A 25,386-nucleotide genomic window follows, 5' to 3' on the forward strand; every position below is an offset into this window, starting at 1 on the left:
CAAACATCGCCATCCACGACAGCGGTTGCAGCGGGCATGCTTAGAGCCTGGCTCATCAGGGGTCATTGAGGCAGATAGTCTGGACACAGTCAGCGCATGACAACCGGCGCGTACAGGGTGTACGTGAGGAGGGTGAGCACTGCCCGGGTTCAGACGGACAAATAAAACAGCCTGATGGGCCTGGCTCTTAGTATATCATCGCCGTTTCTTTGCTCACCAGCAGTGAGTCGTTTGTTTACGTTAAGGAGAGGTAAGGATGCTGATTAAAACCGCCTTGCTGTTTTTTATTACCGCACTGGCGGAGATCACCGGCTGCTTTCTGCCGTGGTTATGGCTGAAAAAAGGCGGCTCAGCCTGGTTGCTACTCCCTGCGGCAGCAAGTCTGGCGCTGTTTGTCTGGCTGCTGACGCTGCATCCCGCGGCCAGCGGACGGGTTTATGCCGCCTACGGTGGCGTCTATGTGCTTACCGCGCTGCTCTGGTTGCGGGTGGTGGATGGCGTGAAGCTAAGTGTGTGGGACTGGAGCGGGGCTCTGATCGCATTCAGCGGCATGCTGATTATCGTGATGGGCTGGGGACGCGGGTAACGCCAGCCGTGAGGGCTGGCGCTGCAGGGAGTTAAGGTTTATGCACTTTCAGCCCCGCCAGCGTCTGGCTGACCGGCATCATCTCAAGGCTATTGATGTTGACATGTTTAGGCAGTGTGGCCACCCAGTATACGGCTTCTGTCACATCTTCCGGCGTTAAGGCGGTAGCCCCTTCGTAGACCTGACCCGCTTTGTCATCATCGCCCTTAAAGCGCACGTTGGAAAACTCTGTGCCACCGACCAGACCCGGTTCAATGTCGGTCACACGCAGCGCGGTGCCGTGTAAATCGGTTCGCAGATTCAGGCTGAACTGGCGCACAAAGGCTTTGGTGGCGCCGTAGACGTTGCCGCCGGCATAGGGCCAGCTGCCGGCAATTGAACCGATATTGATGATATGACCGACATCACGCTCCACCATCTGTGGCAGCAGGGCGCGGGTCATATAGACCAGGCCTTTGGTGTTGGTGTCGATCATGTTTTCCCAGTCTTCGACGTTGGCCTTGTGCGCCGGTTCGACGCCCAGCGCCAGACCGGCGTTGTTGACCAGCACGTCGATATTGCGCCATTCCGCCGGTAACTGCGCCACCGCCTCTTCAATGGCGGCACGGTTACGCACATCGAGCTGTACCGTATAAATATTCTCGCCCAGTTCATCCTTCAGCGCTTTTAAACGTTCAGCCCGTCGTCCAGTGGCAATCACTTTATGACCATTCTCAATAAAGCGACGGGTGATGCTTTGACCAAAACCGGCGGTCGCACCGGTGACAAAAATAATCATCTCACTGTTCCTTATGCCATTTTCAGAGTCGATGGCTTCACCATAGCATTTCATTTCCGCTTCTGCGCGTGGAAAAACTGCCTGACCTGTAAACGGATTTTAACGGGTAGCCAGCTGCGCCTTTTCAGGGCAGATTGCACCGTTAAAGGGCAGGTTTGCGGGTAACCCGCCATACTCAAAATGTTCAGGGCGCGCAATATTGAGTAGCAACCGTTTGCATCCGTTCCGCAAACGGTTGCTAAGCCATCTCAGTCCTTATTTGTTGCGCAACTTTCCTCTTTTAACTTATTTGACTGATATTTAAAGAATTTATTCTATTTCAATTCTGGCACGCAGGTTGCACAGGATTATTCAGATAATCATCTGCAGATATAACATCGCGCTTTCAGAAAGGACTACCCATGCTTTCAGCAACCGACACGGCGATACGCGCCAGCTTCTTTGACTTTACCGGCGTGGTGGATCGTCCCGACGACCTGGCCGGCCAGGCCCGCTATCTTGAGGATGCGGTGCTGCTGCTGCGTGATGGATGCGTAGTGGGGCTGGATAGCTGGGAGAATAGCGAGGCGATGCTGGCGGGGCATCCGGTCATCGACCTGCGCGGCAGACTGATCGTGCCGGGCTTTGTCGATACCCACATTCACTATCCGCAGACAGAGATGATTGGCGCATTTGGCGAGCAGCTGCTGGAGTGGCTGAATCACTACACCTTCCCGGTTGAAGCGCAGTATCACTGTCCCGATCATGCTGCGCGGATGTCCGCCTTCTTCCTGCATCAGCTGCTTTCCAACGGCACCACCAGCGCGCTGGTGTTTGGCACCGTCCATCCGCAATCGGTGGAGGCGCTGTTCAGCGCCGCCGAAGCGCTGAACATGCGGCTGATTGCCGGGAAAGTGATGATGGATCGCAATGCGCCCGACAACCTGATCGAAACCCCTGAACAGAGCTACCAGCAGACCCGGGCGCTGATTGAGCGCTGGCACCAGCGCGGACGCCTGAGCTACGCCCTGACGCCGCGCTTTGCGCCGACCTCATCCCCACAGCTGCTGGAAAAAGTGCAGCAGCTGCGTCAGGAGTTCCCGGATACCTGGCTGCATACCCATCTCAGCGAAAACCCGCAGGAGGTCGCCTGGGTCAAAGAACTGTTCCCGGAGCGTGAAGGCTATCTGGATGTTTATCATCATCACCAGCTGACCGGCCGCCGCAGCGTCTTTGCTCACTGTCTGCATCTGGAAGAGAACGAATGGCAGTGTCTGCACGATACCGATTCATCCATTGCTTTCTGTCCCACCTCAAACCTGTTTCTCGGCAGCGGCCTGTTTAACCTGAAACGCAGCTGGCAGCAGGGGGTAAAAGTGGGGATCGGCACCGATGTCGGCGCGGGCACCACCTTTAATATGCTGCAGACCCTGGGCGAAGCCTACAAGGTGGGCCAGCTGCAGCACTACCGGCTCAGCGCGGCCGAAGCCTTTTATCACGCCACGCTGGGCGGGGCACGTGCGCTGGATCTCGACCACGTCATCGGAAATTTCAACATCGGTAAAGAAGCAGACTTTGTGGTGCTGGACCCGGCGGTTTCTGCCCTGCAGCAACTGCGCATCGGCAACAGCAAAGATATCTGGGAAAAACTGTTTGTATTAATGACGCTCGGCGACGACCGCAATATTGCCCAGACCTGGGTAGCCGGTCGTCCGGTCTGGCAGCGCGACGCACAGGAGCAAGCCGCATGATCCAGTTTCTGTTAAATAACCAGCTGGTCAGCGAGGACGCGCTCGACCCCAACCTCACGGTACTCAACTACCTGCGCACCCGTCAGCAACGCCCTGGCACCAAAGAGGGCTGTGCATCTGGCGACTGTGGCGCCTGCAGCGTGACTCTGGGCAAAGCCGTCGGGGGAACAATGCAGTATGAAACGGTCAACAGCTGCCTGACGCTGGTCTCCGCGTTACAGGGCAAGCAGCTGATTACGGTTGAGGATCTGCGTCACGGCCGCGCACTGCATCCGGCGCAGCAGGCGATGGTCGACTGCCACGGTTCGCAATGCGGATTCTGCACGCCGGGCTTTGTGATGTCGCTGTTCAGCCTGCAAAAAACCGCTTCGGGCTGGGATCGCCATCAGGCGGAAACTGCGCTGGCGGGCAACCTCTGCCGCTGTACCGGTTACCGGCCGATTATGGCCGCCGCCGAACAGCTCTGCTCGCAGCCGGTGACAGACCAGTTCGATCAAGGTGCCGCCGCAACCGTGCAGCGGCTTGGGGCGCTGGCAACCCCGGAGATGCAGGAATTAGGGGGTGAGGGTCGCCGTTGCTTCCTGCCCAAAACCCCGGCTCAGCTGGCGGCGATCTATCTGGCACATCCCGAGGCGAGGCTGATTGCCGGTGGCACCGATCTCAGCCTGCAGATTACCCAGCAGCATAAAAGAATACCGTTGCTGATTGCGCTGGAGCAGGTTGCCGCGCTCAAAGTCTGCAGCGAATTTGATGATCACTACCTGCTGGGCGCAGGGGCTTCGCTGCAGCAGGTCAGCGAATTTCTTGCCAGCCGCATTCCCGGCGTCAGCGAGATGCTGCAACGCTTTGCCTCGCTGCAAATCCGTCTGCAGGGCACATTAGGCGGCAACATCGGTAACGCTTCCCCCATTGGCGACGCCTCGCCGGCGCTGCTGGCCCTGAACGCCAGCCTGTTGTTACAGCGCGGTGAGCAGCAGCGCAGCCTGCCGCTGGATCAGTTCTTTACCGGCTATCGCCAGACCCGGCTCGAAAAAGGGGAGTTTATTCGCGCCATTCGCATCGATAAAGTGACGGTGTCACCTGATTTTGTGGCCTGGAAAGTGTCCAAACGGCTGGACGATGATATCTCCGCCGTGTTCGCCGCTTTTAATCTGCAGATTGAACAGGGCGTAGTCAGTAGTGCCCGCATCGCCTTTGGCGGCATGGCGGCCACACCGCAGCGTGCCCGTCACTGTGAACAGGCATTCATCGGTCAGCCACTGAATGCCGTGACGGTGTCACGCGCAGCCGCGGCGCTGGCAGAGGATTTCCAGCCGCTCTCCGATTTCCGCGCCAGCAGTGACTACCGTCTGCAGGTCGCACGCAACCTGCTGCGCCGCTACTGGCATCGCCACAACGGCGAAATAACCTGTATTGAGGTGGCCCGCTATGTCTCATAACCGTCCTGAACTCAACGAAGAGGTCATTAAGGCGCAGTATGCCGCTGATTTACAGAGCGGCGTTGGTCGCAGTAACCGCCATGAGAGCGCGGAAAAACATGTCTCCGGCGAGGCGCGTTTTATCGACGATAAGCCGGAGCTGCCGGGTCTGCTGCATCTCTGTCCGCGCCTGAGTGAGTATGCTCATGCGCGCATCCTGCATATTGATGTGCAGCCCTGTTATGCCGTTCCCGGCGTCGTCAGCGTCCTGACCTGGCAGGATGTGCCGGGCATCAATGATGTCGGGCCGCTGGAGCCGGGCGACCCGCTGCTGGCCCATGACAAAGTAGAGTATCTGGGACAGATCGTGATCGCGGTGGCGGCGGAATCCCCCGAGGCTGCGCGTCTTGGCGCGGCCGCTGCGGTAATTGAATATGAGGTGCTGGAACCGCTGCTGGATGTGGAACAGGCGCTGGCACAGGGCAGCTTTGTGCAGGAACCTCACATTCACCAGCGCGGTGATGTGGAAGCGGCCCTGGCGCGTGCGCCGCACCGGGTCAGTGGGGCGTTTCACATTGGCGGCCAGGAGCATTTCTATCTGGAAACCCAGACGGCAATGGTCATTCCCGGAGAAGATCAGCAGTTGCAGGTCTTCTCCTCAACCCAGAACCCCACCGAAGTGCAGAAACTGGTGGCGGAAGTAATGGGCATCAGCCTGAATCAGGTGACGATAGATATGCGTCGGATGGGCGGTGGCTTTGGTGGTAAAGAGACGCAGGCGGCCGGTGTCGCCTGTCTCTGTGCCATCGTGGCGCGCCAGACCGGCCGGGCGGCGAAGATGCGGCTTTCACGTCGCGACGATATGCGCGTCACCGGCAAACGCCATCCGTTCTTTGTGCGCTACGAAGCGGGTGTTGAAGAGGATGGGCGTCTGTGCGGCATCAAAATCGATCTGGCCGGAAACTGCGGTTATTCGCTGGATCTTAGCGGATCGATTGTCGATCGCGCCATGTTCCACGCCGATAACGCCTATTACCTCGGGGATGCACGGGTAACCGGCTATCGCTGCCGCACGAACACCGCCTCGAACACCGCCTATCGGGGTTTTGGCGGGCCACAGGGCATGGTGGCGATTGAACAGATCATGGATCATATCGCCCGTGAGCGCGGGCTGGATCCGCTGGCGCTGCGTAAGCGTAACTACTATGGCAAACAGGATCGCAACATCACCCATTACCACCAGCAGGTAGAGGATAACCTGCTGGATGAGATTACCGAACAGCTGGAGCAGAGCAGCGACTATCAGGCTCGCCGCGCGGAGATTAAGGCGTTTAATGCCCGCAGTCCGCTGCTGAAACGCGGCCTGGCGCTGACGCCGGTGAAATTCGGCATCTCCTTTACCTCCAGCTTTCTCAATCAGGCGGGGGCGCTGATCCTGATCTACACCGACGGCACGGTGCAGCTTAACCACGGCGGCACCGAGATGGGCCAGGGCCTGAACACCAAGGTGATTCAGATTGTCGCCGAAGTGCTGCAGATTGAGATCGATAAAATTCAGATCACCGCCACCGACACCGGCAAAGTGCCCAACACCTCGCCAACCGCGGCCTCCAGCGGGGCTGACCTCAATGGCAAAGCGGCGCAGAATGGTGCTGAGATCCTGCGCGACCGTATGACCGCCATGCTCTGCGAGCTACACCAGTGCGACGCGTCGGCGGTGAGCTTCCGTAACGGGGTGGTGCGCGCCGGGGATAAACATTACACCTTCGCCGAGGTGGCGAAGCTGGCGTGGCTGAATCAGGTGCCGCTCTCCGCCACCGGCTACTACCGCGTGCCGGGAATTCATTACGACCGGGTCGCGGGACGCGGGACGCCGTTCTATTACTACGCTTACGGTGCAGCCTGCTGTGAAGTGGTGATTGATACCTTAACCGGTGAATCCCGCCTGCTGCGCGCCGACATTCTGCATGACGTCGGCGCCTCGCTGAATCCGGCCATCGACATCGGCCAGGTTGAAGGTGGCTTTGTGCAGGGCGTCGGCTGGCTTACCTGCGAAGAGCTGGTGTGGAGTAATAAAGGCCAGCTGCTGACCGATGGCCCGGCGAGCTACAAAATTCCTGCCATCAGCGACGTTCCGGCGGACCTGCGGGTCACGCTGGTTGAGAACCGTAAAAACCCTAAAGACACGGTGTTCCACTCCAAGGCCGTTGGCGAACCGCCGTTTATGCTGGGCATCGCAGCCTGGTGTGCCCTTCAGGATGCGGTCGCCAGCGTCTCCGACTACCGGCAGCACCCGCTGCTGGACGCGCCCGCCACGCCGGAGCGCATCTTCTGGGGCGTGCAGCGCCTGACGGGAGGGGTTGATGATTTATCATGACTGGATTGGCGTGCTGCATCAGCTGCGTGAAAAACGTCAGAGCTGCGTATTAATCACCGTGCTCAGTGAGCACGGTTCAGTGCCGCGCGACAGCGGCAGTAAAATGGTGGTGACGCAGCAGGAGAGTTATCTCACCATCGGTGGCGGTCATCTGGAGTTTGAGTGCATCGCCCAGGCCAGAGCGATGTTGCAGAGCGGGGCGACTGCGCCACACACTGAAGATTTCAGCCTTGGCGCGCGGCTCGGACAGTGCTGCGGCGGCAAAACCACGCTGCTGTTTGAGCCGCTGCTGCAGGCGCAGCCTGAGATCTACCTTTTTGGCGCAGGCCATGTGGGACAGGCGCTGGTCAACCTGCTGTCAACGTTACCCTGTCACATAAACTGGATTGATAGCCGTCCGGCGCAGTTCAGCCACGTTCCCGCTGGCGTGATGACAATGCAGCCGGACGACCCACTCGACTGCGTAGCACAGGCACCCGCAGGCAGCTACTTCATCATCATGACCCATCATCATCCCCTCGACTTCGAACTGTGCGAGGCGGTGCTGAAGCGCGGCGATTTCCGCTATGCCGGGGTGATCGGTTCTGAAACGAAAAACCAGCGTTTCCGCTACAGGCTGGCGGGCAAGGGTGTGGCGAACGAACCGCTGGCGCGCCTGCGCTGTCCGATTGGCCTGCCGGACGTCAAAGGCAAGCTGCCCGCCGAGATTGCGGTGGCGATTGCCGGTGAAATCATCAGCGTTTATCAGCAGCACGTCGCCTGAGTTGTCGCTTTCGCGGCAACCTGTCAGGATAAGACTTTGCGATGTCCACCAGGAGCGAACCATGAACGCCCGTCAGAATCCCTTCTTTAGCGTCAGCACACTGCCTTACCAGACTCCTCCTTTTGACCAGATTGAGGAGCAGGATTTCCTGCCCGCGCTGCAGGCGGGCATTGAGGAGAAGCGTCAGGAGATCGAGGCGATCGCACTGAACAGCGACGCGCCCAGCTTTTTCAACACTTATGAGGCGCTGGAGAGGAGCGGACAGCTGCTCAACCGGGTGAATCTGGTGTTCAGTGCCATGACCTCGGCGCATACCAGCCCGTATCTGCAGCAGGTGGATGAGGAGATTGCGCCTCAGCTCACCGCGCTCAACGATGACATCATGCTTAACCGCCCGCTGTTTTCGCGGCTCGATGCGGTCTATCTGCAGCGCGCTAAACTGGATGCTGAATCAAAACGGCTGGTTGAGGTGATCTGGCAGCGCTTTCAACTGGCGGGGGCTAATCTGCCGGAAGCGCAGAAACAGCAGCTCAAGACACTGAATCAGGAAGCGGCCCGCCTCGGTACCCGCTTCACCAACAAATTGCTGGCCGCCACTAAAGCGGGCGGGCTGGTCGTCGATGATCTGCAGAAGCTGGCGGGACTCTCACCGGCCGATCTGGCGGTGGCGCAGGCGGAAGCGCAGGCACGCGGACTGGAAAAGCGCTGGCTGCTGGTGCTGCAAAACACCACCCAGCAACCCGCACTACAGAGCCTGGCCGATCGCGCAACCCGTGAAGCGCTGTTTAAGGCGGGCGTCACGCGCACTGAAAAAGGCGATGAGAACGACACCCGCGAGCTGGTATTACGTCTGGCGCAGGTCAGGGCGGAGCAGGCGCGGCTGCTGGGATTTGCCAGCTATGCCGAGTGGAAGTTACAGGATCAGATGGCCAAAACGCCTAAGGCGGCGCTGGCGTTTATGCATAACATCGTGCCTGCCGCGCGCGGTCGTGCGGAGCGTGAAGCGGCGGCTATCCAGCAGACCATCGATCAGCATCAGGGCGATTTTACCCTGCAGGCCTGGGACTGGCGTTTTTATGCCGAACAGGTGCGGCGCGCCCGTTACGATCTGGATGAGAGCCAGATTAAGCCCTACTTTGAACTGAATTCGGTGCTGCAGAATGGCGTGTTCTGGGCGGCGACGCAGCTCTATGGCATCCGTTTCACGCCGCGACAGGATCTGCCGGTTTACCATCCCGACGTCCAGGTCTATGAGATTTTTGACGCCGATGAGACCCCGCTGGCGCTGTTTTACACCGACTTCTTTAAGCGCGACAGCAAAGGCGGCGGCGCCTGGATGAGCAACTTCGTCAACCAGTCCACGCTGCTCGACAGCAAACCGGTGATCTACAACGTCTGTAACTACACCAAACCGCCAGCCGGTGAACCGGCGCTGCTGAGCTGGGACGACGTCATCACGATGTTTCACGAGTTCGGCCACACGCTGCACGGTCTGTTTGCCAGCCAGCGCTATCCGAGCCTGTCGGGAACGGAAACCCCGCGCGATTTCGTTGAGTTTCCTTCGCAGATCAACGAGCACTGGGCCAGCGAGCCAGCGGTGTTCCGCAACTACGCCCGCCACTATCAGACTCAGGCGCTGATGCCCGCTGAGCTGCATGAAAAGATCGTCCGGGCCGCCACGTTTAACAAAGGCTACGAGATGAGCGAGCTGCTGGCTGCCGCGCTGCTGGATCTGCACTGGCACAGCCTTAACCGTGATTCCGCGCCGCAAAGCGTGGAGGGATTCGAGCAGCAGGCGTTACAGAGCGATAATCTGGCGCTGACGGCGGTGCCGCCGCGCTATCGCTCCAGCTATTTCCAGCACATCTGGGGCGGTGGCTATGCAGCAGGTTATTACGCCTATATCTGGACGCAGATGCTCGCCGACGATGGCTATCAGTGGTTTGCGGAACAGGGCGGACTGACGCGCGAGAACGGCGACCTCTTCCGACAGAAAATTCTGTCCCGGGGGAACAGCAGCGATCTCAAAACACTGTATGAAAGCTGGCGGGGCGGGCCTCCGCAGCTGGAGCCCATGCTGAAAAATCGTGGTCTGGCGGAGTCATAGCAGAACGGGCTGTCACGCGCTGGTCGCGCTGACAGCCCGGTTTTATTCGTATTAACCCAGCGGGCCACCTTCAATGGTTTCGCACATTCCGGCCAGCACCCGTTCACCGGTTTCGCTTTTCAGAGAGTCATACCATTCTGCCGTGATTGCCGGATCGCGCGCATGGGTGACGTCACAGCGTTTGCGCGCTTTCAGCACCAGATCTTTTACCCGTTCAACCCGTCGCGCCTGATAGCGCAGCAGTGCATCTTCAATACCCAGTGAATGAGAGGCCAGCGTCGAGGCCAGTACCACGGCATCCTCCATCGCCGCGCAGCCGCCCTGGCCGATATCGGGCGTGGTGCTGTGGGCAGCATCGCCCAGCAGGGCCACACGTCCTTTAACAAAGCGGCTGAAAGGTTCGATGTCGTGAATCTCAACCCGATTGGTGGTGTCAGGATTGATTGCCGCGATCAGCTGCTGTACCGGCTCCGCCCAGCCCTTAAAATAGCCGGTTAAGTCCGCTTTCACCGTGCTGCGATCCTGCGGCAGCCCCTTCGGCAGCGGCACATCAAAGAAGAAGTAGAATCGATTGCCGCTGACCGGCATCAGCGACACCCGCTTGCCGTCACCGACAAAGGTGGTCCACTGATCGGCGGGCGCAATCCTCTCATCTATAGTGACCAGGCCATTCCAGTTAACGTAACCGGCGTAACGTCGTTCAGGCTTCTGCTCCAGCACATACTCGCGGATCACCGAATGGGTGCCATCGGCGGCAATCAGGAAATCGCCGGTGGCCTGAGTGTTGTCGGAAAAGGTGGCAATCACGCCACTGCCGGTCTGCTCGACCTGGATCACCCGCTTACCAAACTGCACCCGTTCACGCCCGAAGGTATCAATCAGCATCGCCTGCAGTTCTGCCCGCGCCACCGGACAGGGATATTCGCCAACCTGCTGCACCAGCGGCGCCATACTGAAGCGGGTCAGGGGTGCGCCGGTGGTGCCATCGTGATAGGCCATATAGGCCATGTTCCCGCCCAGCTCACGCAGCGCGGTTTTCATGCCCAGCGCATTCAGGCATTTAACACCGTTTGGCCAGATGGAAATCGCCGCGCCGACGGGCTTCATCTCCTTTACGGCTTCAAAGACCTCAACGTCAATTCCGGATTTCTCCAGCGCAATGGCACTACTCATGCCGCCTATACCGCCACCAATCACGATTGCTTTCATAATGCTCTCCTGTCTGCATACGTCAGTTCCTGCAACTTTTGTACCAGAGAGATGGTGGTAGAGAGTTTCATATAAATAACAATGTAAATCATAGGCTTAATGTATAATGGGGGGCACCTGACTCCCGCCTTCCTCTTAATCAGTTGCACTGAATTGTGGCAAACGGGCGTGCAAAAAGGGTGCGGCTATAACAGTACTGCATCATTTGTTTCATTATCGCCCGTCTGTGTCTGTGTTAATCATCAGCCAGTGAAACGCGCCGGGCACTTTTCAGCATGGTCATTCTTATTACTTTAAAAGTTATTAACTAAAATCCTCATCCGCTTCGCTAATATTCCTGACAATTAATTAAACATTTACATAACAACTGGCGCGAATATTTCCCGGAAAATAATCGTTATATTCAATAAGGGGTTAGCCTGACACAGTTAAACACACCTGTTAATAAAAAATGCAAATTCATAACCAGACACAATTGTATCTGTTTTAGCACCGTGCGCAATCATTAGCAAAAGCGTTCAGGCCGTGTCATTACGGGCTTTTAGGATATTGCTCAGACCCGCCAGTCACGATCACGTGATATAGATCACTCCGGACACAAGGACTCTGGAAGGCGAACATGAAAATTGGAATCACGAATAACCAGTATCCGGAGCAGCGTAATATCTTAGTTAATCCGGATAACGAATATATCAATCTGAAAAAGAGCAATCTGTTCTACTTTATTAATCCGCTACGAACCCGATTGCTCAAAAAAAATAAAACCTTTGTCTTTCAGCCTGTGCCTTTTTCAGGGGCATCGCGGGCTGACATCCTGCATCTGTTCAATGAAGTGGCGATAACCCATCAGAAGTGGGTCGCGTCGTTTGAAACGGAGCTGCCGCGTGTGCTGCCGGTGGCGGGCGTCGCCAAGCAGGATAACCCCGAGCTGAAACGCCTCATTCCTTATCTGTTAAAAGATAACTGCCTGGGGTTGATTGCCATCTCAGATGCCACCCTGAACATTCAGATGAAACTGTTCAGGCCGGATATTGCCCAGCAAATCCGCCGTAAAACCCTGGTGCTGCATCCGCCGCAGAAGCTGTTTGTCCAGCAGAAAACGCCGCGTCAGCCCGGTATTCTGAAACTGACCTTTGCCGGTAACGAGTTCTACCGCAAAGGCGGGGCTGAAGTCGTGCTGGCGATCAGTGAGCTGATCGAAGAGCGCAAACTGGAAGAGTCCCAGCTGGATGTGCAGCTGATTGGCGATCTCGCCAAGCGTCGTAACGTGGCGCACCGCCAGTTCCAGGATGATGAGACCTTCTATAGTGGCATTGAGAACCGCATCAAACGCTATCGCTGCTTCACGCATCATTCACAGATGGATAACGGCGCCCTGATGCAGCTGTTCCGCCAGAGCGATGCCGGACTGCTACCAACCTGGCAGGAGACGTACGGTTTCTCGGTACTGGAGATGCAGGCTAACGGCTGCCCGGTGATCACCAGCAACGTGCGCGCGTTGCCAGAGATTAATCCTGCCAGCGCAGGCTGGGTGATTGCGAGTCCGCTTAACGCTGACCGTGAATACAGTATTACCTCGCCAGAGCAGAAAACGCAGCTACGCCAGTCGCTGGTGGAGGGGCTGAAATCGATACTGCTCGCTATTATCGACCGTCCTGAGATGCTGCAGGAGAAAGGTGAGGCGGCGATTCTGCGCATCAAAGATCAGCATGACACCCAGCGTTACATTGCCCGGCTCAACGATATCTACAGCCGTGGCGTGATTAATGTCACTCAACATCCCCCTGTGGTCTCAATTTGATTAGATTTCTCTGACGGGGCGCGCCAGACTGGCCATACTTAGTGCAGCGTCCCTCTGGAGAACTCTTATGAAAATGATCATCAGCCTGCTGCTGTCCGGATTACTGGGCAGCAGCGCCTTCGCTCAGCCCGCACCGCTTTTTCCGGCCCGCGCGCCCCTGGCACAGCTGACGCCCGTCGCTGCCCGCTGCGATGTCTCCGCCTGTCAGACCAACTGCTACACAGAACAATCGCACTGCAACACACGGGACAACGGTGGCTGCAGTTCTCAGGCTCAGATGTGCGTGCAGGCCTGTGCCGACCAGTGTAAATAATTTAATTGAGTGAAGAATCCCTTAGTTGCCAATGAAAAAGTCTTTGTTTTATCTCGCGTTATTCTCTCTTTCTGCCAGCTGTGTCGCCGCCGATCTCTCTTCACAGCAGGTTACTTCTCTGGTTAAAGCCGCGATCGAACCGCTGATGGAGCAGCAGGAGATCCCCGGCATGTCGGTGGCGGTGCTTTACAAAGGCCGGGCGCAGTTTGTGAACTTCGGCGTGGCCGATCTCGAATCACGCCGCCGGGTCACGGAAAACACGCTGTTTGAGCTGGGCTCCGTGAGCAAAACCTTTACCGGCACCCTGGCCGGCGTCATGATCCGCAACGGCGAAATACGCCTTAACGATCCGGTGCAAAAGTACTGGCCGCAGCTGACCGGTGAGCAGTGGCGTCCGGTGCGGATGCTGCATCTGGCGACCTATACCGCGGGCGGCCTGCCTTTACAGTTGCCGGATGACGTCACCGATCAGGCTTCGCTGCTGCGTTTCTATCAGGAATGGCAGCCAGAGGCAGCGCCCGGCACGCTCCGGCAGTACTCTAACGCCAGCATCGGTCTGTTTGGTTCGCTGATGGTGAAAGGGGATTATGAGCAGGCGATGGCGCGAAATGTGTTTCAGCCACTGCGTCTGACGCGCACCTATATCACCGTGCCGCCCTCGATGATGCTGGACTACGCCTGGGGCTATAAAAATGGCCAGCCGGTACGGGTCTCACCTGGCATGCTGGATGCAGAAGCCTACGGCGTTAAATCCACCGCGCGTGACATGCTCACCTTTATGCAGGCAAATGTGGATCCTAACCGCCTCTCTTCGGGGAATGCCGTGCTGCGTAATGCCATTCGCACCGCGCAGGCGCGCTACTTCAAAGTCGGCACCTTGTTTCAGGGACTGGGCTGGGAGATCTACGACTGGCCGGTGACTGCCGACACGCTGATGGGTGACAGCGATAATGGTGTTGCGCTGCAACCCCGCCCGGCAACGCTGCTCAATCCGGTCGGGCCGTCGCAGAGCGCCAGCTGGGTGCATAAAACCGGTGCAACCAATGGATTTGGTGCCTATATCGCCTTTATTCCTGAGAGGAACAGCGGCATCGTGATACTCGCCAACAAGAATTACCCTAATCCGCTGCGTATAAAGGCGGCGTGGCAGATTCTGCAGGCGTTACAGCAGGAGAAGCCTGAGTAACAGGCATCACGCTTGCTCAGCGACGGGGTAAAGCTGGCACCGCCTGTTCATTTGCGCTAAAATAAAAATCAAATGAACAGGAGGCTGCTATGTCTATCGCCATCTACACACCCGCTCAGCATCGTCGCGACAATTCGCTGCTGCATGCCCTGAATCTGCCGGAAACACTGCCTGATGCGCACCAGCGTATTGCGGTAGGGTTCAGCAGCGGCGTGCTGAAACGCACGGCGTCGTTGTCCACCTTTGACGAGGGCTGGCTGTGCCGTCTGGCGGGCATTGATCGCACCACCTACAACCGCAAAGTCAAAGATCCGCAGCAGACCTTTTCGCCCGATCAGAGCGGACGGATCTACATGCTGATCCGCGTCCTCTCTGCCGCCAGCAAACTGTTCCGCGACGACAGGCAGCGTCTGGTGCAGTGGCTGGAAACGCCCGCCAAAGCGCTGGGCGGTAAGAAACCGGCGGAGATGACCACCACGGTGGCGGGTGCAGAAGCGGTGATTAACCTGATTGGCCAGCTTGAGCATGGCGTGATTACCTGATGGCGGTACGTTTCTTTCGCCTGGTGAAGAGTGAGTATGCGATAACCGCCTTTGATGGTTTTGGTGCCCGCACTTACGGGGGGCGCTGGAATTCCGTGGGAACGGTCTGTGTCTATATGGGATCAAGCCGGGCGCTCTGTGTACTTGAGGCGCTGGTTCATCTCACCATTCAGGATCTGTCACACGACTACTCAATGCTGTCGATTAGCGTCCCTGAATCGCTGATTACCGAGCTCTCGCTGGCGGCACTACCCGATGACTGGCAGGCCGATCCTGCGCCATCGTCCACGCGGCAAATTGGTGACGACTGGCTTGCCAGCCCGGATAACGGCCTGGTGCTGAAGGTACCGAGCACGCTGACCGGCGAGTGGAATGCGCTGTTCAATCCCCGTCATCCGGCAGCGGCTGGCATCATCAGTAAGGTGGTGGTGGAGCCATTTTTCTTCGATCCGCGTTTCCGGCTGCAGTAGGGCACGGATTCGCCACTTTCCTAAGCGCAACATCTCACATCACGCTGGGGCCTGCGATTCCGATAGCGCCTGCGCCGCGCAGATCAGCGCCAGATGACTCAGCCCCTGTGGCATATTGCCGCGCCAGCTCTGGCTGCGGACGTCATACATCTCATTGAAGATATCGACGTTACCGTGGCCGTTCAGCGTAGCCAGGATCTCCTGCATCGCCTGTTCTGCCTCATCCGCCTCACCCATCTCTGCCCAGGCTTCCACCAGCCAGAAGGCGCAGGCGAGAAAGGTACTCTCTTCTTCTCTGACCCCGCTGTAGCGATAGAGCATGGCGCTGCCGTCACCCAGTTTTTGCCGGATAGCACGGTAGGTCGAGAGCATCCGCTGCGGATTGACCGCGTTGCCGTAGCTGTGAACCAGCGCCAGCGACGCGTCGAGGCGATCGTCACTGCCGGCGTAAAAGAGATAAGCCTGCTGTTGCTCTGACCAGCAGTGCGACTCAATCCAGTCGCGGATACGGTCACGTTCCCGCTGCCAGCGTCCCAGCCAGGTCGGTTCGATATGCTGGCTTTCTGCCAGCGCCACCGCCCGATCCAGCGCCATCCAGCAGGCCATTTTGGAGTGGGTGTAGTGTTGCAACTCCGGCAGCTCCCAGATGCCGCAATCCTTCTGCCGCCAGTGATCGGCGCAGCAGTTCGCCAGCTCGCCCAGCATGCGCGAGGTGGTGATATCCAGCACGTGTCCCGCCTCGATAAAATGCTGCGCGGTGACCAGCATGTCGCCATACATACTGAGCTGCAGCTGGTCACGGGCATTATTGCCGACCCGCACCGGCTGAGAGTTCTGATAGCCGCTCAGCGGCGGATAACGCTCAGCGGGGACCTCATCACCATTCAGGGCATAGCAGGCGCGCAGCCTGACGCCATGGCGCATGATGGTCTGCGACAGCCAGGAAAAGGCCGCCTTACAATCTTCCAGCGCTCCGAGATAGACGAAGGCTTTAATAATCAGGCAGGCGTCGCGCACCCAGGCGTAGCGGTAATCATAATTTTTCTCGCCGCCGATCCCCTCCGGCAGGGAGGTGGTGGCAGCAGCAGCCAGTGCGCCGGTCGGGGAGTACCAGAGAAACTTCAGCGACAGGGCTGAGCGCTTCACCAGCGTCGGGTAGCGGCCCTCATAACTCAGGCTCTCCACCCAGCTGGTCCAGCCGGTGTGGCTGGTTTCAATCCGCTGATCGATAGCCTCCAGCGGCGGCACCGCCAGCGGCTCTTTCTCGGTCACCAGCAGCGCGCAGAGCGAGCGGGAACCGGCATAGGTACGCAGCGTGGCGCAGACCTGCTCGTCATCCAGCTCTGTGATCTGAATATCTTCGCTGGTGCGCAACATCGCCATGATCTCCGCGATGTGAAACACCTTGCCTTTCTCATTATCGGCCACCCACGGTGAACGGGTTTCGGCGGCGGTGCCGAAGCGCAGGGTGATCGCTAATTCCACTTCACCGCTGACACCCTCTATGCGGCGAGCCAGTTCGCACCAGGGCAGACGGCCCGCCAGCGTGCTGTTAATCGATTCGGTCAGCAGCACGGTGCCGTCGCGGGTTTCGAAGCGGGTCTCCAGCACATTGCTGTTATCGCGGTAGCGGCGTGAGACCTGATAAGGCGCACGCGGGACAATCTGGAAGTAGCCACCGAGTCCGGCATCAAGCAGGCGATCAAACAGGGGCTTTGCGTCGAGATTGGGCGCACACCACCAGTCAATTGAACCGTCCGGCGCAATCAGCGCGACTGAACGGCCTTCACCAATGGCGGCATAGTCACCCAGGCCCGCAAAGCCCTCTTTTCTGACCGGCGAATGAAAGATCGGGTTTTCCATAATCTGCTTCCTTATATCACGGTGGCGAGGTTTCTTAAGCGGGGCAAAAGCGGGACAAAAAAATGGCCGCATTATGCGGCCACCTGAGTGAGATTACAGCGTACCGGTGCCGCCATCAGAACACCAGACCTGCCCGGAGGAGTAACTGCTCTCGGTTGAGGCCAGGGTAACGTAGAGTGGGGCGATTTCAACCGGCTGGCCCGGACGGCCCATCGGTGAGTCGGCGCCAAACTGCTTCACTTTCTCCATCGGCTGTCCGCCGCTGGACTGCAGCACGGTCCAGTACGGCCCTGGTGCAACGGCGTTGACCCGGATACCGTCACCACCCAGCTGCTTCGCCAGGGATTTGGTAAAGGCGACGATGGCCGCTTTGGTCTGCGCATAGTCGAGCAGAATATCGCTGGGTTTAAACGCCTGTACGGACGAGGTATTAATAATGGACGCACCGCGTGGCAGATATTCCAGCGCCGCTTTGGTGATCCAGAACATCGCATAAACGTTGGTTTTAAACGTTGCGTCAAAATCTTCCGTACTCAGGGTCCGGATGGACTCATTAAATTGCTGACGACCGGCGTTATTAACCAGAATATCCAGGCCACCTAATTTATCGGCTGCCTCTTTGACCAGCTGCTGACAGAATTCTTCAGAACGAATGTCGCCCGGAATAGCAAAAACTTTACGGCCTTCCGCTTCGATTAATTTAATCACTTCATCGGCGTCGGGCTGTTCTTCCGGCAGGTAGTTAATCACCACATCTGCGCCTTCACGGGCATAAGCGATAGCCACCGCGCGGCCAATACCGGAGTCACCGCCGGTGATCAGCGCCTTGCGGCCGGTCAGTCGGCCCGTGCCGCGATAGCTGGTTTCACCGTGGTCGGGAACCGGGATCATTTTGCTGGCCAGGCCTGGCGCCTGTTGTGGCTGGTCCTCAAAAGGAGGTTTAGGAAATTGATCCAGATCGAGCGTCTTGTTAGTTGGTGTAGCCATTGTATGCTCCTTGAACAGAGTTATCTGAGACATTAAGCCTGGCACAAATGTGATATTTGTCACATCTGACTGCTGATTCATTGAGCAGTTAAAACCAGAAGAACTTAATAATGCAGATAAAGCGTAGACAGAAAATCGGAACACTGTGCAGTAGCGTCCGATTATTTTTCAGTGCAGGGGCGGGATATTTAAAGCGAAGCGTAAGATCGGTTGTGGATTATTTCAGGACGTAATTACATAGCGGAAGAAAATAAAAAAGGGCGGTTAACCGCCGCGTACCGAACCGCGCCAGACCACATCTACCGGATATATTCTCCGCTCCTGCTGCTGTTCATTTTTTGGCATCAGCGTCTCCGGTTGCGCTTCCGTCTCCACCAGCCAGGCAATGGCGTCGCGGGCGAACTGTTCCACCGGCTGTGCAAAGGTCGTGAGGTTATAAGAGGCCCAGCCCGACTGCGCGATATTATCGTGTCCGATGATGCAGAGATCGTCCGGAATACGCAGCGCAAAGCGGTGACGCGCCTCATCCATAAAGCCGCAGGCGAGCAGGTCGGTGGCACAGTACACCGCATCAGGGCGAACTTTACGCGTCAGCAGACGCTGGGCCAGAATCTGGCCGCTTTCGTAAGAGGTGGTGCCGAACCGCTCCACCTGGACCGTGACGCCCACTTTCTGCGCGGCGGCCAGAAAATCCGCTTCGCGCTTCAGCAGACTCGGCGTTCCCGCCAGCGAATTGACAAAGGCGATGCGGCTGCATCCCGCCCGCACAAACGCGTTAACCGCCATTTCTGCGGCGGGGCGGGAGTCAAGGTTGATACTGAGCGTGCCGGGCAGGGATTCGTCGCGGTTAATCAGCACCAGATGCTGACCATGTTTGTAGCAGAGCCGGGTAATGCCGCTGTCCGGCATGCCGGAGAGAATAATCGATGCGTCGGCGCGAAAATTAATCGCCTGCTGCAGCGCGGCGGAAACGCGCGCATCGGATCGGTCAGTGTTAATCAGCATCGCCACTTTTCCCGCTTCCTGCAGATACTGGGTCATCCAGCGCACCAGGCTGGCACGGTAGGGCGTGTCAACCTCGGAGGCAATTAAGCAGACGATGCCGCTGCGGTTGCGCACCAGGCCGCGCGCCAGATGATTGACGTGATAGCCCAGTTCCTCCGCCGCTTTCATCACCCGCTGACGGGTAGCATCTGACACGCTGGCTCCCGGTGTAAAGGTGCGGGAGACCGCTGAGCGGGAGACGCCCGCCCGGTCAGCCACATCCTGCGCACTCACCACCGCCTTAAGCTGCTGCATGTTCTCTCCTCGCCTGACATTGTCTGCACTGAGTTTGCCTGAAGTTGCAAGCCTGTGCAAAAAATACAGACGGGCGAAAGGTTTCAAATTTGTGACAGCGACTGACAATTGCTTAACAACTGAATTGACACTGCAGCAGGGCCGCCGTACTAATCTGCACACACGTTTGCACACATGTGCAAAAGCTGGCGCGCCTGCGTCATCCAGCCCAGGAGAACACCATGCGTTATTCCTCTCTGCTCGCTGCTGTAATCGTCTGCCCTATAGTGCCGTTTGCTGCCTCGGCGGCGGGCAATCTTAATATGATCTGCTCAGCCGACGTGGTGGTGTGCGAACAGATGACCACGCTGTTCAGCCACTCCCATCCCGATATCAAACTCAGCATGGTGCGGCTCTCTGCCGGTGAAGCCTATGCCCGTATCCGCAGCGAGGCACGCAATCCCCGTACCGATATCTGGTGGGCCGGTACCGGCGATCCGCATATGCAGGCCGCCGAAGAGGGGCTGACCCAGGCCTATAAATCGCCACTGCTCGATCAGCAGCAGCCCTGGTCACAAAAAGTGGCGGAGATCTCCGGTTATCGCACCGTGGGCGTTTATGCCGGTGCGCTGGGCTGGGGCTATAACACCAGACTGCTGGCGGAGAAAAAGCAGAAAGTGCCTGCCTGCTGGGCGGATTTACTCGACCCTGGCTTTAAAGGCGAGATTCAGATCGCCAATCCCAACTCTTCCGGCACGGCCTATAACACCCTGGCGACGCTGGTGCAGATCATGGGCGAAGATAAAGCCTTTGACTACCTGAAGAAGCTCAACGCCAACATCTCGCAATATACCAAGTCCGGCTCTGCTCCGGTCAAAGCCGCCGCGCGCGGTGAAACCACCATCGGCATTGTCTTTATGCATGATGCCGTCGCGATGGAAGTGGATGGCTTCCCGATTAAGCCCGTCGCGCCCTGTGAAGGCACTGGCTATGAAATAGGTTCGATGTCGATCATCAAAGGGGCACGAAACCTGGCCAATGCCAAAGCCTGGTATGACTGGGCGCTCAGCGCTGAAGCACAGTCGCATATGAAAGAGGCGAAATCGTTCCAGCTGCCCTCTAACCGCAAGGCGGAGATCTCTGAATATGCACCGCGCTTCGAGAACATCAGGCTGATCGATTATGACTTTAAAACCTATGGCGACTCAGCAAAACGCAAAGCGCTGCTGGGCCGCTGGGATAAAGAGATTGGTGCCAGCGCACAATAACGGTGGTGCGCCCCGGCCACCTGAGCCGGGTCTGTGCCAGACCGCGGTGGCGTAAGCCTGATGTCCGCTTCCTGATCGAGGTGATTTATGAATGCGCACAATCGTCGCTTAACCGGCGCGCTGCTGGCGGGCGCCATCGCGCTGACGCTGCTGCCCTGGTATAGCCTGGAGGAGGGCTTCTTCTCGGGTGACTGGCTGTTCAGCTTATGGGGTGATGAGAACAATGCGCCTGCGCTGGGGCAGCTCGCGTTACACAGCTGGCTGGGCATCGCCGTGGCGCTGTGGCTGCTCTGTGCTGGCAGCGCCTTTCTGCCCCCGGGCCGCACCCGCAGCACGCTGCTGCTGCTGTTCAGCACCTGCGGCATTCTGTTTCTGGTGCTGGAAGGGCATGCCATCGGTTTCAGTGGCTGGAACTGGTTATGGCTGGAGAACCTCACCGGCCCGCTGGCGCAGGGACAACCCGCGATGGGCGCGGGTGCGCTGCTGTTGCTGACCATATTTTTGCTGATTTTCGCCTTTGCCCTGGCGGAGCGCGGCGTGCTGAGAGGCGATGCCTTTGTGGTGGCGTCGATTGTGCTGCTGGTGGCGCTGGTTACGACCTTTGTGCTCTATCCGGTGCTGAGCCTGTTTGTCGCCTCGGTGCAGGATATTGATGGCAGTTTTAAACCTGACGGACTGATTGCCAATATGCAGGATCCCGCCATCTGGAGCCTCGGCTGTTTTACCGGCGGCACCTGCGGCACCGCCTGGCGCACGCTGGGACTGGCGCTGATGACGGCCAGTGGCGCTACGCTGCTGGGACTGGCGTTTGCACTGGCGGCGACGCGCACCTCGCTGCCGTGTAAAAAAGCGCTGCGGATGCTGACCATTCTGCCGATTATCACGCCGCCGTTTGTCATCGGTCTGGCGCTGATCCTGCTGTTTGGCCGCTCCGGCGTGGTCACCGAATCGCTGGCGACGCTGTTCGGCATCGAGCCGGGCCGCTGGCTCTATGGCATGACCGGCATCTGGATTGCCCAGGTGCTCTCCTTTACCCCCATCGCCTTTCTGGTGCTGATTGGGGTGGTCGAGGGCGTCAGTCCGTCACTGGAAGAGGCGTCACAGACCCTGCGTGCCAGCCGCTGGCGCACTTTCTCCCGCATCTCGCTGCCGCTGATGGCGCCGGGGCTGGCCAACGCCTTCTTAATCAGCTTTATCGAAAGCATGGCCGATTTCGGTAACCCGATGGTGCTGGGCGGCAGTCACGGCGTGCTGTCGACGGAGATCTTCTTCTCCGTGGTTGGCGCACAGAACGACCCGAGTCGCGCGGCGGTGCTGGCGATGATCCTGCTGGGCTTCACCCTGGCCGCTTTTCTGGTGCAGCGCGTCTGGCTCTCCGGCAAAAGCTTCGCCACTGTCACCGGCAAAGGCGACGGCGGCCGTCATGTGATGCTGCCGCGTCCGGTGCGCTACAGCGTCTATGGCATGGTAATACCCTGGGGTCTGTTCACCCTGGTGATCTACGGCATGATCATGATTGGCGGCTTTGTGCAGTCCTGGGGGCTGAATAACGACCTGACGCTGGATCACTACATTCGCGCCTTTAGCGTCAGCGTTAATCAGGGGCAACTGGTCTGGAGCGGCGTTGCCTGGAGCTCTTTCTGGACCACGCTGGAGATCGCCCTGATCGCCGCGCCCCTCACGGCCATTGTCGGACTGCTGACCGCCTGGCTGATTGTGCGACAGAAGTTTGCCGGTCGTCAGACCTTTGAATTCATGCTGATGCTGAGCTTTGCCATTCCCGGCACGGTGATTGGTGTGAGCTATGTGATGGCGTATAACCTGCCGCCGCTGGAGATCACCGGTACCGCGATGATCCTGATCGCCTGCTTTGTCTTCCGTAATATGCCGGTCGGCGTGCGTGGCGGTATTGCGGCGATGAGCCAGCTGGATAAAAGCCTGGATGAAGCTTCACTGACGCTGGGCGCAAACAGTTTCCGTACCCTGCGCAAAGTGGTGCTGCCGCTGCTGAAACCGGCCATCAGCGCCGCGCTGGTGTACGCCTTTGTGCGGGCCATTACCTCTATCAGCGCGGTGATTTTCCTGGTCAGCGCCCAGTACAACATGGCGACCTCGTACATTGTCGGGCTGGTGGAGAACGGTGAGTATGGCGTGGCGATTGCCTACTCCTCGGTATTGATAGTGGTGATGCTGCTGATCATTGGCCTTTTCCAGCTGCTGGTGGGCGAACGTCGCCTGCGTCGTGCAACCCAACCGGCGGTGATTATTGCCGCACCCTCTGCATCCACTCTGACTCAGGAGAGAGCCGTATGACGACCATTAACGCCGGATCGGTGGTGTTTGAACATGTCGCAAAGCGTTTTGCCGGTTTTACTGCCGTGCCGGATCTGTCGCTCACCGTAGAGCCGGGTACGCTGGTGACGCTGCTCGGGCCGTCCGGCTGCGGCAAGACCACTACGCTGCGACTGCTGGCCGGGCTGGAGCATCCCACCGCAGGGCGGATTCTGATTGGCGGCAAAGATGTCACCCATCTGCCCGCCAACGAGCGCGACGTGGCGATGGTGTTTCAGTCCTACGCGCTGTTTCCCCATATGAACGCCATCGACAATATTCTCTACGGGCTGCTTTCCTCGGGCATGAACAAACGCGAGGCGCAGGATAGGGCGCGCGAGGGGCTGAAGCTGGTGGGTCTGGAGAGTCAGGGGCAGCGGCTGCCGTCGGAGCTTTCTGGCGGACAGCAGCAGCGTATTGCGGTCGCCCGCGCGCTGGTGCTGGAACCGCAGGTGCTGCTACTCGATGAGCCGCTGTCGAACCTTGATGAGCGTCTGCGCCGTCGGGTGCGCACCGACATCCGCGATCTGCAGCAGCGGCTCGGGTTTACGGCGGTTTACGTGACCCATGACCAGGAGGAGGCGCTGGCGGTCTCCGATAAGATTATTGTCATGAAAGAGGGGGATATTGCCCAGCAGGGCGCGCCGGAGACGCTTTACCATTCACCTAATTCGGTCTTTATCGCGGACTTTATGGGAGAGGCGAATATTCTGCCCTGTGAAGTGGAAGAGGCGGATGCGGATGACGCGCTGGTCCGCCTGGGTAATCAGCGCTTCCGGGTACGAGGTGCCGGTGCAAAAACCGGCTGTGCTCAGCTGGCGGTGCGACCGCAGTTTATTACATTGTCCGGCGACGGTCAGGGGGCGCTGCAGGGGGAGGTCATTCACAGCACCTGGCTGGGTGACCATATCGAATATGAAGTCGCCACCGAACTGGGCGCGCTGTTCATTATCGATCCGCAGATGGAACAGCGTCTGCCGCTCGCCACTACAGTTGGCGTCAACTTTAAGCCGCAGGGCCTTGCCCTGATTGCCCGTTAATCTGACTAACTCAAGGAGTTCGCATGGAATCGCATGATGAAATAATGGCGCGTCTGGCTTTAGCGGAAGCCGTTGCCCGTGAAGGTGGCGCGACGGCGTTATCTTACTTCAACCGTCGCGAGATGCTGGTGGTGGAGACCAAGTACGATTTGCAGGATGTGGTGTCGATTGCTGACCGTGAAGTGGAGCAGCTGATCGCCAGCCGTATACGGGATGCGTTTCCCGATGATGGCTTTCTGGGTGAGGAGTCGGGACTGCAGGCGGGAGAGTCTGACTACACCTGGGTGGTTGATCCGATCGATGGCACCAGCCCGTTTCTCAATGGGATGCCGAGCTGGTGTGTTTCCGTCGCGGTACTGCGCGGCGATGTGCCGGTCATCGGGGTGATTTTCGCGCCGACCTATCAGGAGTGCTACGTGGCGGCACTGGGGCAGGGCGCGACGCTCAACGGTCATCGTCTGCAGGTCGATCCCACACGCACGCTGCAAAACCACGTTACCGGTTTTGGTGCCAACAGTTATGTCAGCCCGCAGCAGGTAGGCGAGATTGTGGCAGCGCTGCTGTCGGCAGGCGGTAACTTTATCCGCATTGGTTCCGGCGCACTGATGCTGGCCTGGGTTGCCGCCGGTCGGGTCGTGGGTTACTACGAACCCTATATGCACGCCTGGGATTGCCTGGCGGGTTACTGCCTGGTGAAAGAGGCGGGCGGCTGGTACCACCCGTTTAACACCGAAGGCAATCGCATCACTAAAGGCGCGCAGGTCCTGGCCGTGGCACCGGGAGCAGAAGCAGATCTGCGGCGCATTGCCGGTTTGTAATTATGTGACCCTGTCACGCTGATGGTACTGCGGTCAGCGTGATGCCCTTGGCCGTAACGTTTTGGTCAGATAGTGACGCTGCATACCGGTTTGCGGAAAATCGGGCAGGGACATCTGCGGCTGATAACCCTGTTTCTGATAAAACGGCAGGGCCTGAAAACTAAAGGTATCCACCAGCGCATAGAGACATCCCATCTTTCCCGCCTCCTGCTCTGCGGCTTCCAGCAGTGCGCTGCCCAGACCACTGCCACGGAGCGTTTCGTCCACCCAGAGATAATCGATACAGAGCCAGTTTCCTTTGCGTGCGGCGATCACTCCCCCGCGCAACGTTCCCTGTTCGTCCCTGTGAGAAACCGACAGCGGTCCCCAGTTATCGCGGCTGATAAATTGCCGGTTGTAAGCCCCCAGTCCTGCCAGCAACTCTTCCCGATCGTCGTCGTTGACCTGATGGGTAAGGGTAAATGTGCTCATCCTCGTCCTCTTTTATTCGTGGTTCCGGCTTATCCCCTGCAAAGGATAAT

21 protein-coding genes are annotated in these 25,386 nt (G+C 58.3%); 15 read left to right on the plus strand and 6 right to left on the minus strand.

The annotated features are described in order from the left end of the window. Positions 1 to 259 precede the first annotated feature (259 nt). Positions 260 to 586, plus strand: a complete 327-nt coding sequence (locus ACO6VX_RS04840) for a YnfA family protein (protein WP_031292947.1) — start codon at positions 260 to 262, stop codon at positions 584 to 586. A 31-nt stretch (positions 587 to 617) separates the two neighbouring features. Here the strand turns inward: ACO6VX_RS04840 and ydfG are convergent, their stop codons facing one another. Further along, complete coding sequence (ydfG, locus tag ACO6VX_RS04845) at positions 618 to 1,364, minus strand: bifunctional NADP-dependent 3-hydroxy acid dehydrogenase/3-hydroxypropionate dehydrogenase YdfG (protein WP_010244822.1); 747 nt, start codon at positions 1,362 to 1,364, stop codon at positions 618 to 620. Positions 1,365 to 1,765: 401 nt separating this feature from the next. On the opposite strand from ydfG, the gene guaD reads away from it, so the two are divergent. The 5 genes from guaD (at position 1,766) to dcp (ending at position 9,759) form a co-directional block, all read left to right on the plus strand. After that, positions 1,766 to 3,094 (plus strand): guanine deaminase, encoded by a 1,329-nt coding sequence (gene guaD, locus ACO6VX_RS04850; RefSeq protein WP_010244825.1) that lies wholly within the window; start codon positions 1,766 to 1,768, stop codon positions 3,092 to 3,094. Continuing rightward, the gene (gene xdhA / locus ACO6VX_RS04855) at positions 3,091 to 4,533 is read left to right on the plus strand and encodes a xanthine dehydrogenase small subunit (RefSeq protein WP_422457803.1); all 1,443 of its coding nucleotides are present in this window, start codon (positions 3,091 to 3,093) and stop codon (positions 4,531 to 4,533) included. The genes guaD and xdhA overlap by 4 nt, the downstream gene beginning before the upstream one ends. Then, entirely contained in the window at positions 4,523 to 6,889 is a 2,367-nt protein-coding gene (xdhB, locus tag ACO6VX_RS04860; RefSeq protein WP_422457804.1) for a xanthine dehydrogenase molybdopterin binding subunit, read from the plus strand. The genes xdhA and xdhB overlap by 11 nt, the downstream gene beginning before the upstream one ends. Beyond that, the gene (gene xdhC / locus ACO6VX_RS04865) at positions 6,876 to 7,652 is read left to right on the plus strand and encodes a xanthine dehydrogenase accessory protein XdhC (RefSeq protein ID WP_132498658.1); all 777 of its coding nucleotides are present in this window, start codon (positions 6,876 to 6,878) and stop codon (positions 7,650 to 7,652) included. Before xdhB ends, xdhC begins: the two co-directional genes overlap by 14 nt. 61 nt (positions 7,653 to 7,713) lie before the next feature. Then, entirely contained in the window at positions 7,714 to 9,759 is a 2,046-nt protein-coding gene (dcp, locus tag ACO6VX_RS04870; protein WP_060680232.1) for a peptidyl-dipeptidase Dcp, read from the plus strand. Positions 9,760 to 9,810: 51 nt separating this feature from the next. On the opposite strand, the gene hpxO is transcribed toward dcp, so the two are convergent. Continuing rightward, positions 9,811 to 10,968: an FAD-dependent urate hydroxylase HpxO gene (gene hpxO / locus ACO6VX_RS04875; RefSeq protein WP_157352179.1), complete on the minus strand. Its 1,158-nt coding sequence runs from the start codon at positions 10,966 to 10,968 to the stop codon at positions 9,811 to 9,813. 619 nt (positions 10,969 to 11,587) lie between these two features. Between hpxO and ACO6VX_RS04880 the strand changes: the two genes are divergently transcribed. From ACO6VX_RS04880 to ACO6VX_RS04900, 5 genes are all read left to right on the plus strand, one after another. Further along, entirely contained in the window at positions 11,588 to 12,769 is a 1,182-nt protein-coding gene (locus tag ACO6VX_RS04880; protein WP_022625633.1) for a glycosyltransferase family 4 protein, read from the plus strand. 67 nt (positions 12,770 to 12,836) lie between these two features. Further along, a complete protein-coding gene (locus ACO6VX_RS04885) occupies positions 12,837 to 13,082 on the plus strand; it encodes a hypothetical protein (protein WP_022625634.1) in 246 nt (81 codons plus the stop codon). A 31-nt stretch (positions 13,083 to 13,113) separates the two neighbouring features. Further along, positions 13,114 to 14,268 (plus strand): class C beta-lactamase, encoded by a 1,155-nt coding sequence (ampC, locus tag ACO6VX_RS04890; RefSeq protein WP_060680228.1) that lies wholly within the window; start codon positions 13,114 to 13,116, stop codon positions 14,266 to 14,268. An 89-nt stretch (positions 14,269 to 14,357) separates the two neighbouring features. After that, positions 14,358 to 14,810: a type II toxin-antitoxin system Xre/ParS family antitoxin gene (gene parS, locus ACO6VX_RS04895; RefSeq protein WP_010244850.1), complete on the plus strand. Its 453-nt coding sequence runs from the start codon at positions 14,358 to 14,360 to the stop codon at positions 14,808 to 14,810. After that, positions 14,810 to 15,280: an RES family NAD+ phosphorylase gene (locus tag ACO6VX_RS04900; protein ID WP_033757682.1), complete on the plus strand. Its 471-nt coding sequence runs from the start codon at positions 14,810 to 14,812 to the stop codon at positions 15,278 to 15,280. The genes parS and ACO6VX_RS04900 overlap by 1 nt, the downstream gene beginning before the upstream one ends. A gap of 39 nt (positions 15,281 to 15,319) precedes the next feature. On the opposite strand, the gene ACO6VX_RS04905 is transcribed toward ACO6VX_RS04900, so the two are convergent. The 3 genes from ACO6VX_RS04905 to ACO6VX_RS04915 form a co-directional block, all read right to left on the minus strand. Then, on the minus strand, positions 15,320 to 17,143 hold the full coding sequence (locus ACO6VX_RS04905) for a glycoside hydrolase family 15 protein (protein ID WP_033767271.1): 1,824 nt from the start codon (positions 17,141 to 17,143) through the stop codon (positions 15,320 to 15,322). Positions 17,144 to 17,236: 93 nt separating this feature from the next. Next, on the minus strand, positions 17,237 to 18,130 hold the full coding sequence (locus ACO6VX_RS04910; protein WP_010670164.1) for an SDR family oxidoreductase: 894 nt from the start codon (positions 18,128 to 18,130) through the stop codon (positions 17,237 to 17,239). A 264-nt stretch (positions 18,131 to 18,394) separates the two neighbouring features. After that, positions 18,395 to 19,429: a LacI family DNA-binding transcriptional regulator gene (locus ACO6VX_RS04915; protein WP_022625638.1), complete on the minus strand. Its 1,035-nt coding sequence runs from the start codon at positions 19,427 to 19,429 to the stop codon at positions 18,395 to 18,397. Positions 19,430 to 19,650: 221 nt separating this feature from the next. Between ACO6VX_RS04915 and ACO6VX_RS04920 the strand changes: the two genes are divergently transcribed. The 4 genes from ACO6VX_RS04920 to ACO6VX_RS04935 all read left to right on the plus strand — a co-directional run bounded on the left by ACO6VX_RS04920 (position 19,651) and on the right by ACO6VX_RS04935 (position 24,865). Next, positions 19,651 to 20,676 carry an ABC transporter substrate-binding protein gene (locus ACO6VX_RS04920; RefSeq protein ID WP_022625639.1) on the plus strand — a complete coding sequence of 342 codons (1,026 nt, stop codon included), beginning with the start codon at positions 19,651 to 19,653 and terminating at the stop codon, positions 20,674 to 20,676. A gap of 87 nt (positions 20,677 to 20,763) precedes the next feature. Continuing rightward, positions 20,764 to 22,989 (plus strand): ABC transporter permease, encoded by a 2,226-nt coding sequence (locus ACO6VX_RS04925; protein ID WP_422457808.1) that lies wholly within the window; start codon positions 20,764 to 20,766, stop codon positions 22,987 to 22,989. Then, the gene (locus tag ACO6VX_RS04930; RefSeq protein ID WP_010244870.1) at positions 22,986 to 24,047 is read left to right on the plus strand and encodes an ABC transporter ATP-binding protein; all 1,062 of its coding nucleotides are present in this window, start codon (positions 22,986 to 22,988) and stop codon (positions 24,045 to 24,047) included. The genes ACO6VX_RS04925 and ACO6VX_RS04930 overlap by 4 nt, the downstream gene beginning before the upstream one ends. Before the next feature lie 23 nt (positions 24,048 to 24,070). Continuing rightward, positions 24,071 to 24,865: an inositol monophosphatase family protein gene (locus ACO6VX_RS04935; protein ID WP_122888878.1), complete on the plus strand. Its 795-nt coding sequence runs from the start codon at positions 24,071 to 24,073 to the stop codon at positions 24,863 to 24,865. 33 nt (positions 24,866 to 24,898) lie between these two features. On the opposite strand, the gene ACO6VX_RS04940 is transcribed toward ACO6VX_RS04935, so the two are convergent. Further along, positions 24,899 to 25,336, minus strand: coding sequence for a GNAT family N-acetyltransferase (locus ACO6VX_RS04940; RefSeq protein ID WP_033787851.1), 438 nt, complete (start codon positions 25,334 to 25,336; stop codon positions 24,899 to 24,901). Positions 25,337 to 25,386: the final 50 nt, after the last annotated feature.

Source organism: Pantoea sp. BJFS-204 (genome assembly GCF_049310725.1).
Taxonomy (GTDB): domain Bacteria; phylum Pseudomonadota; class Gammaproteobacteria; order Enterobacterales; family Enterobacteriaceae; genus Pantoea; species Pantoea agglomerans.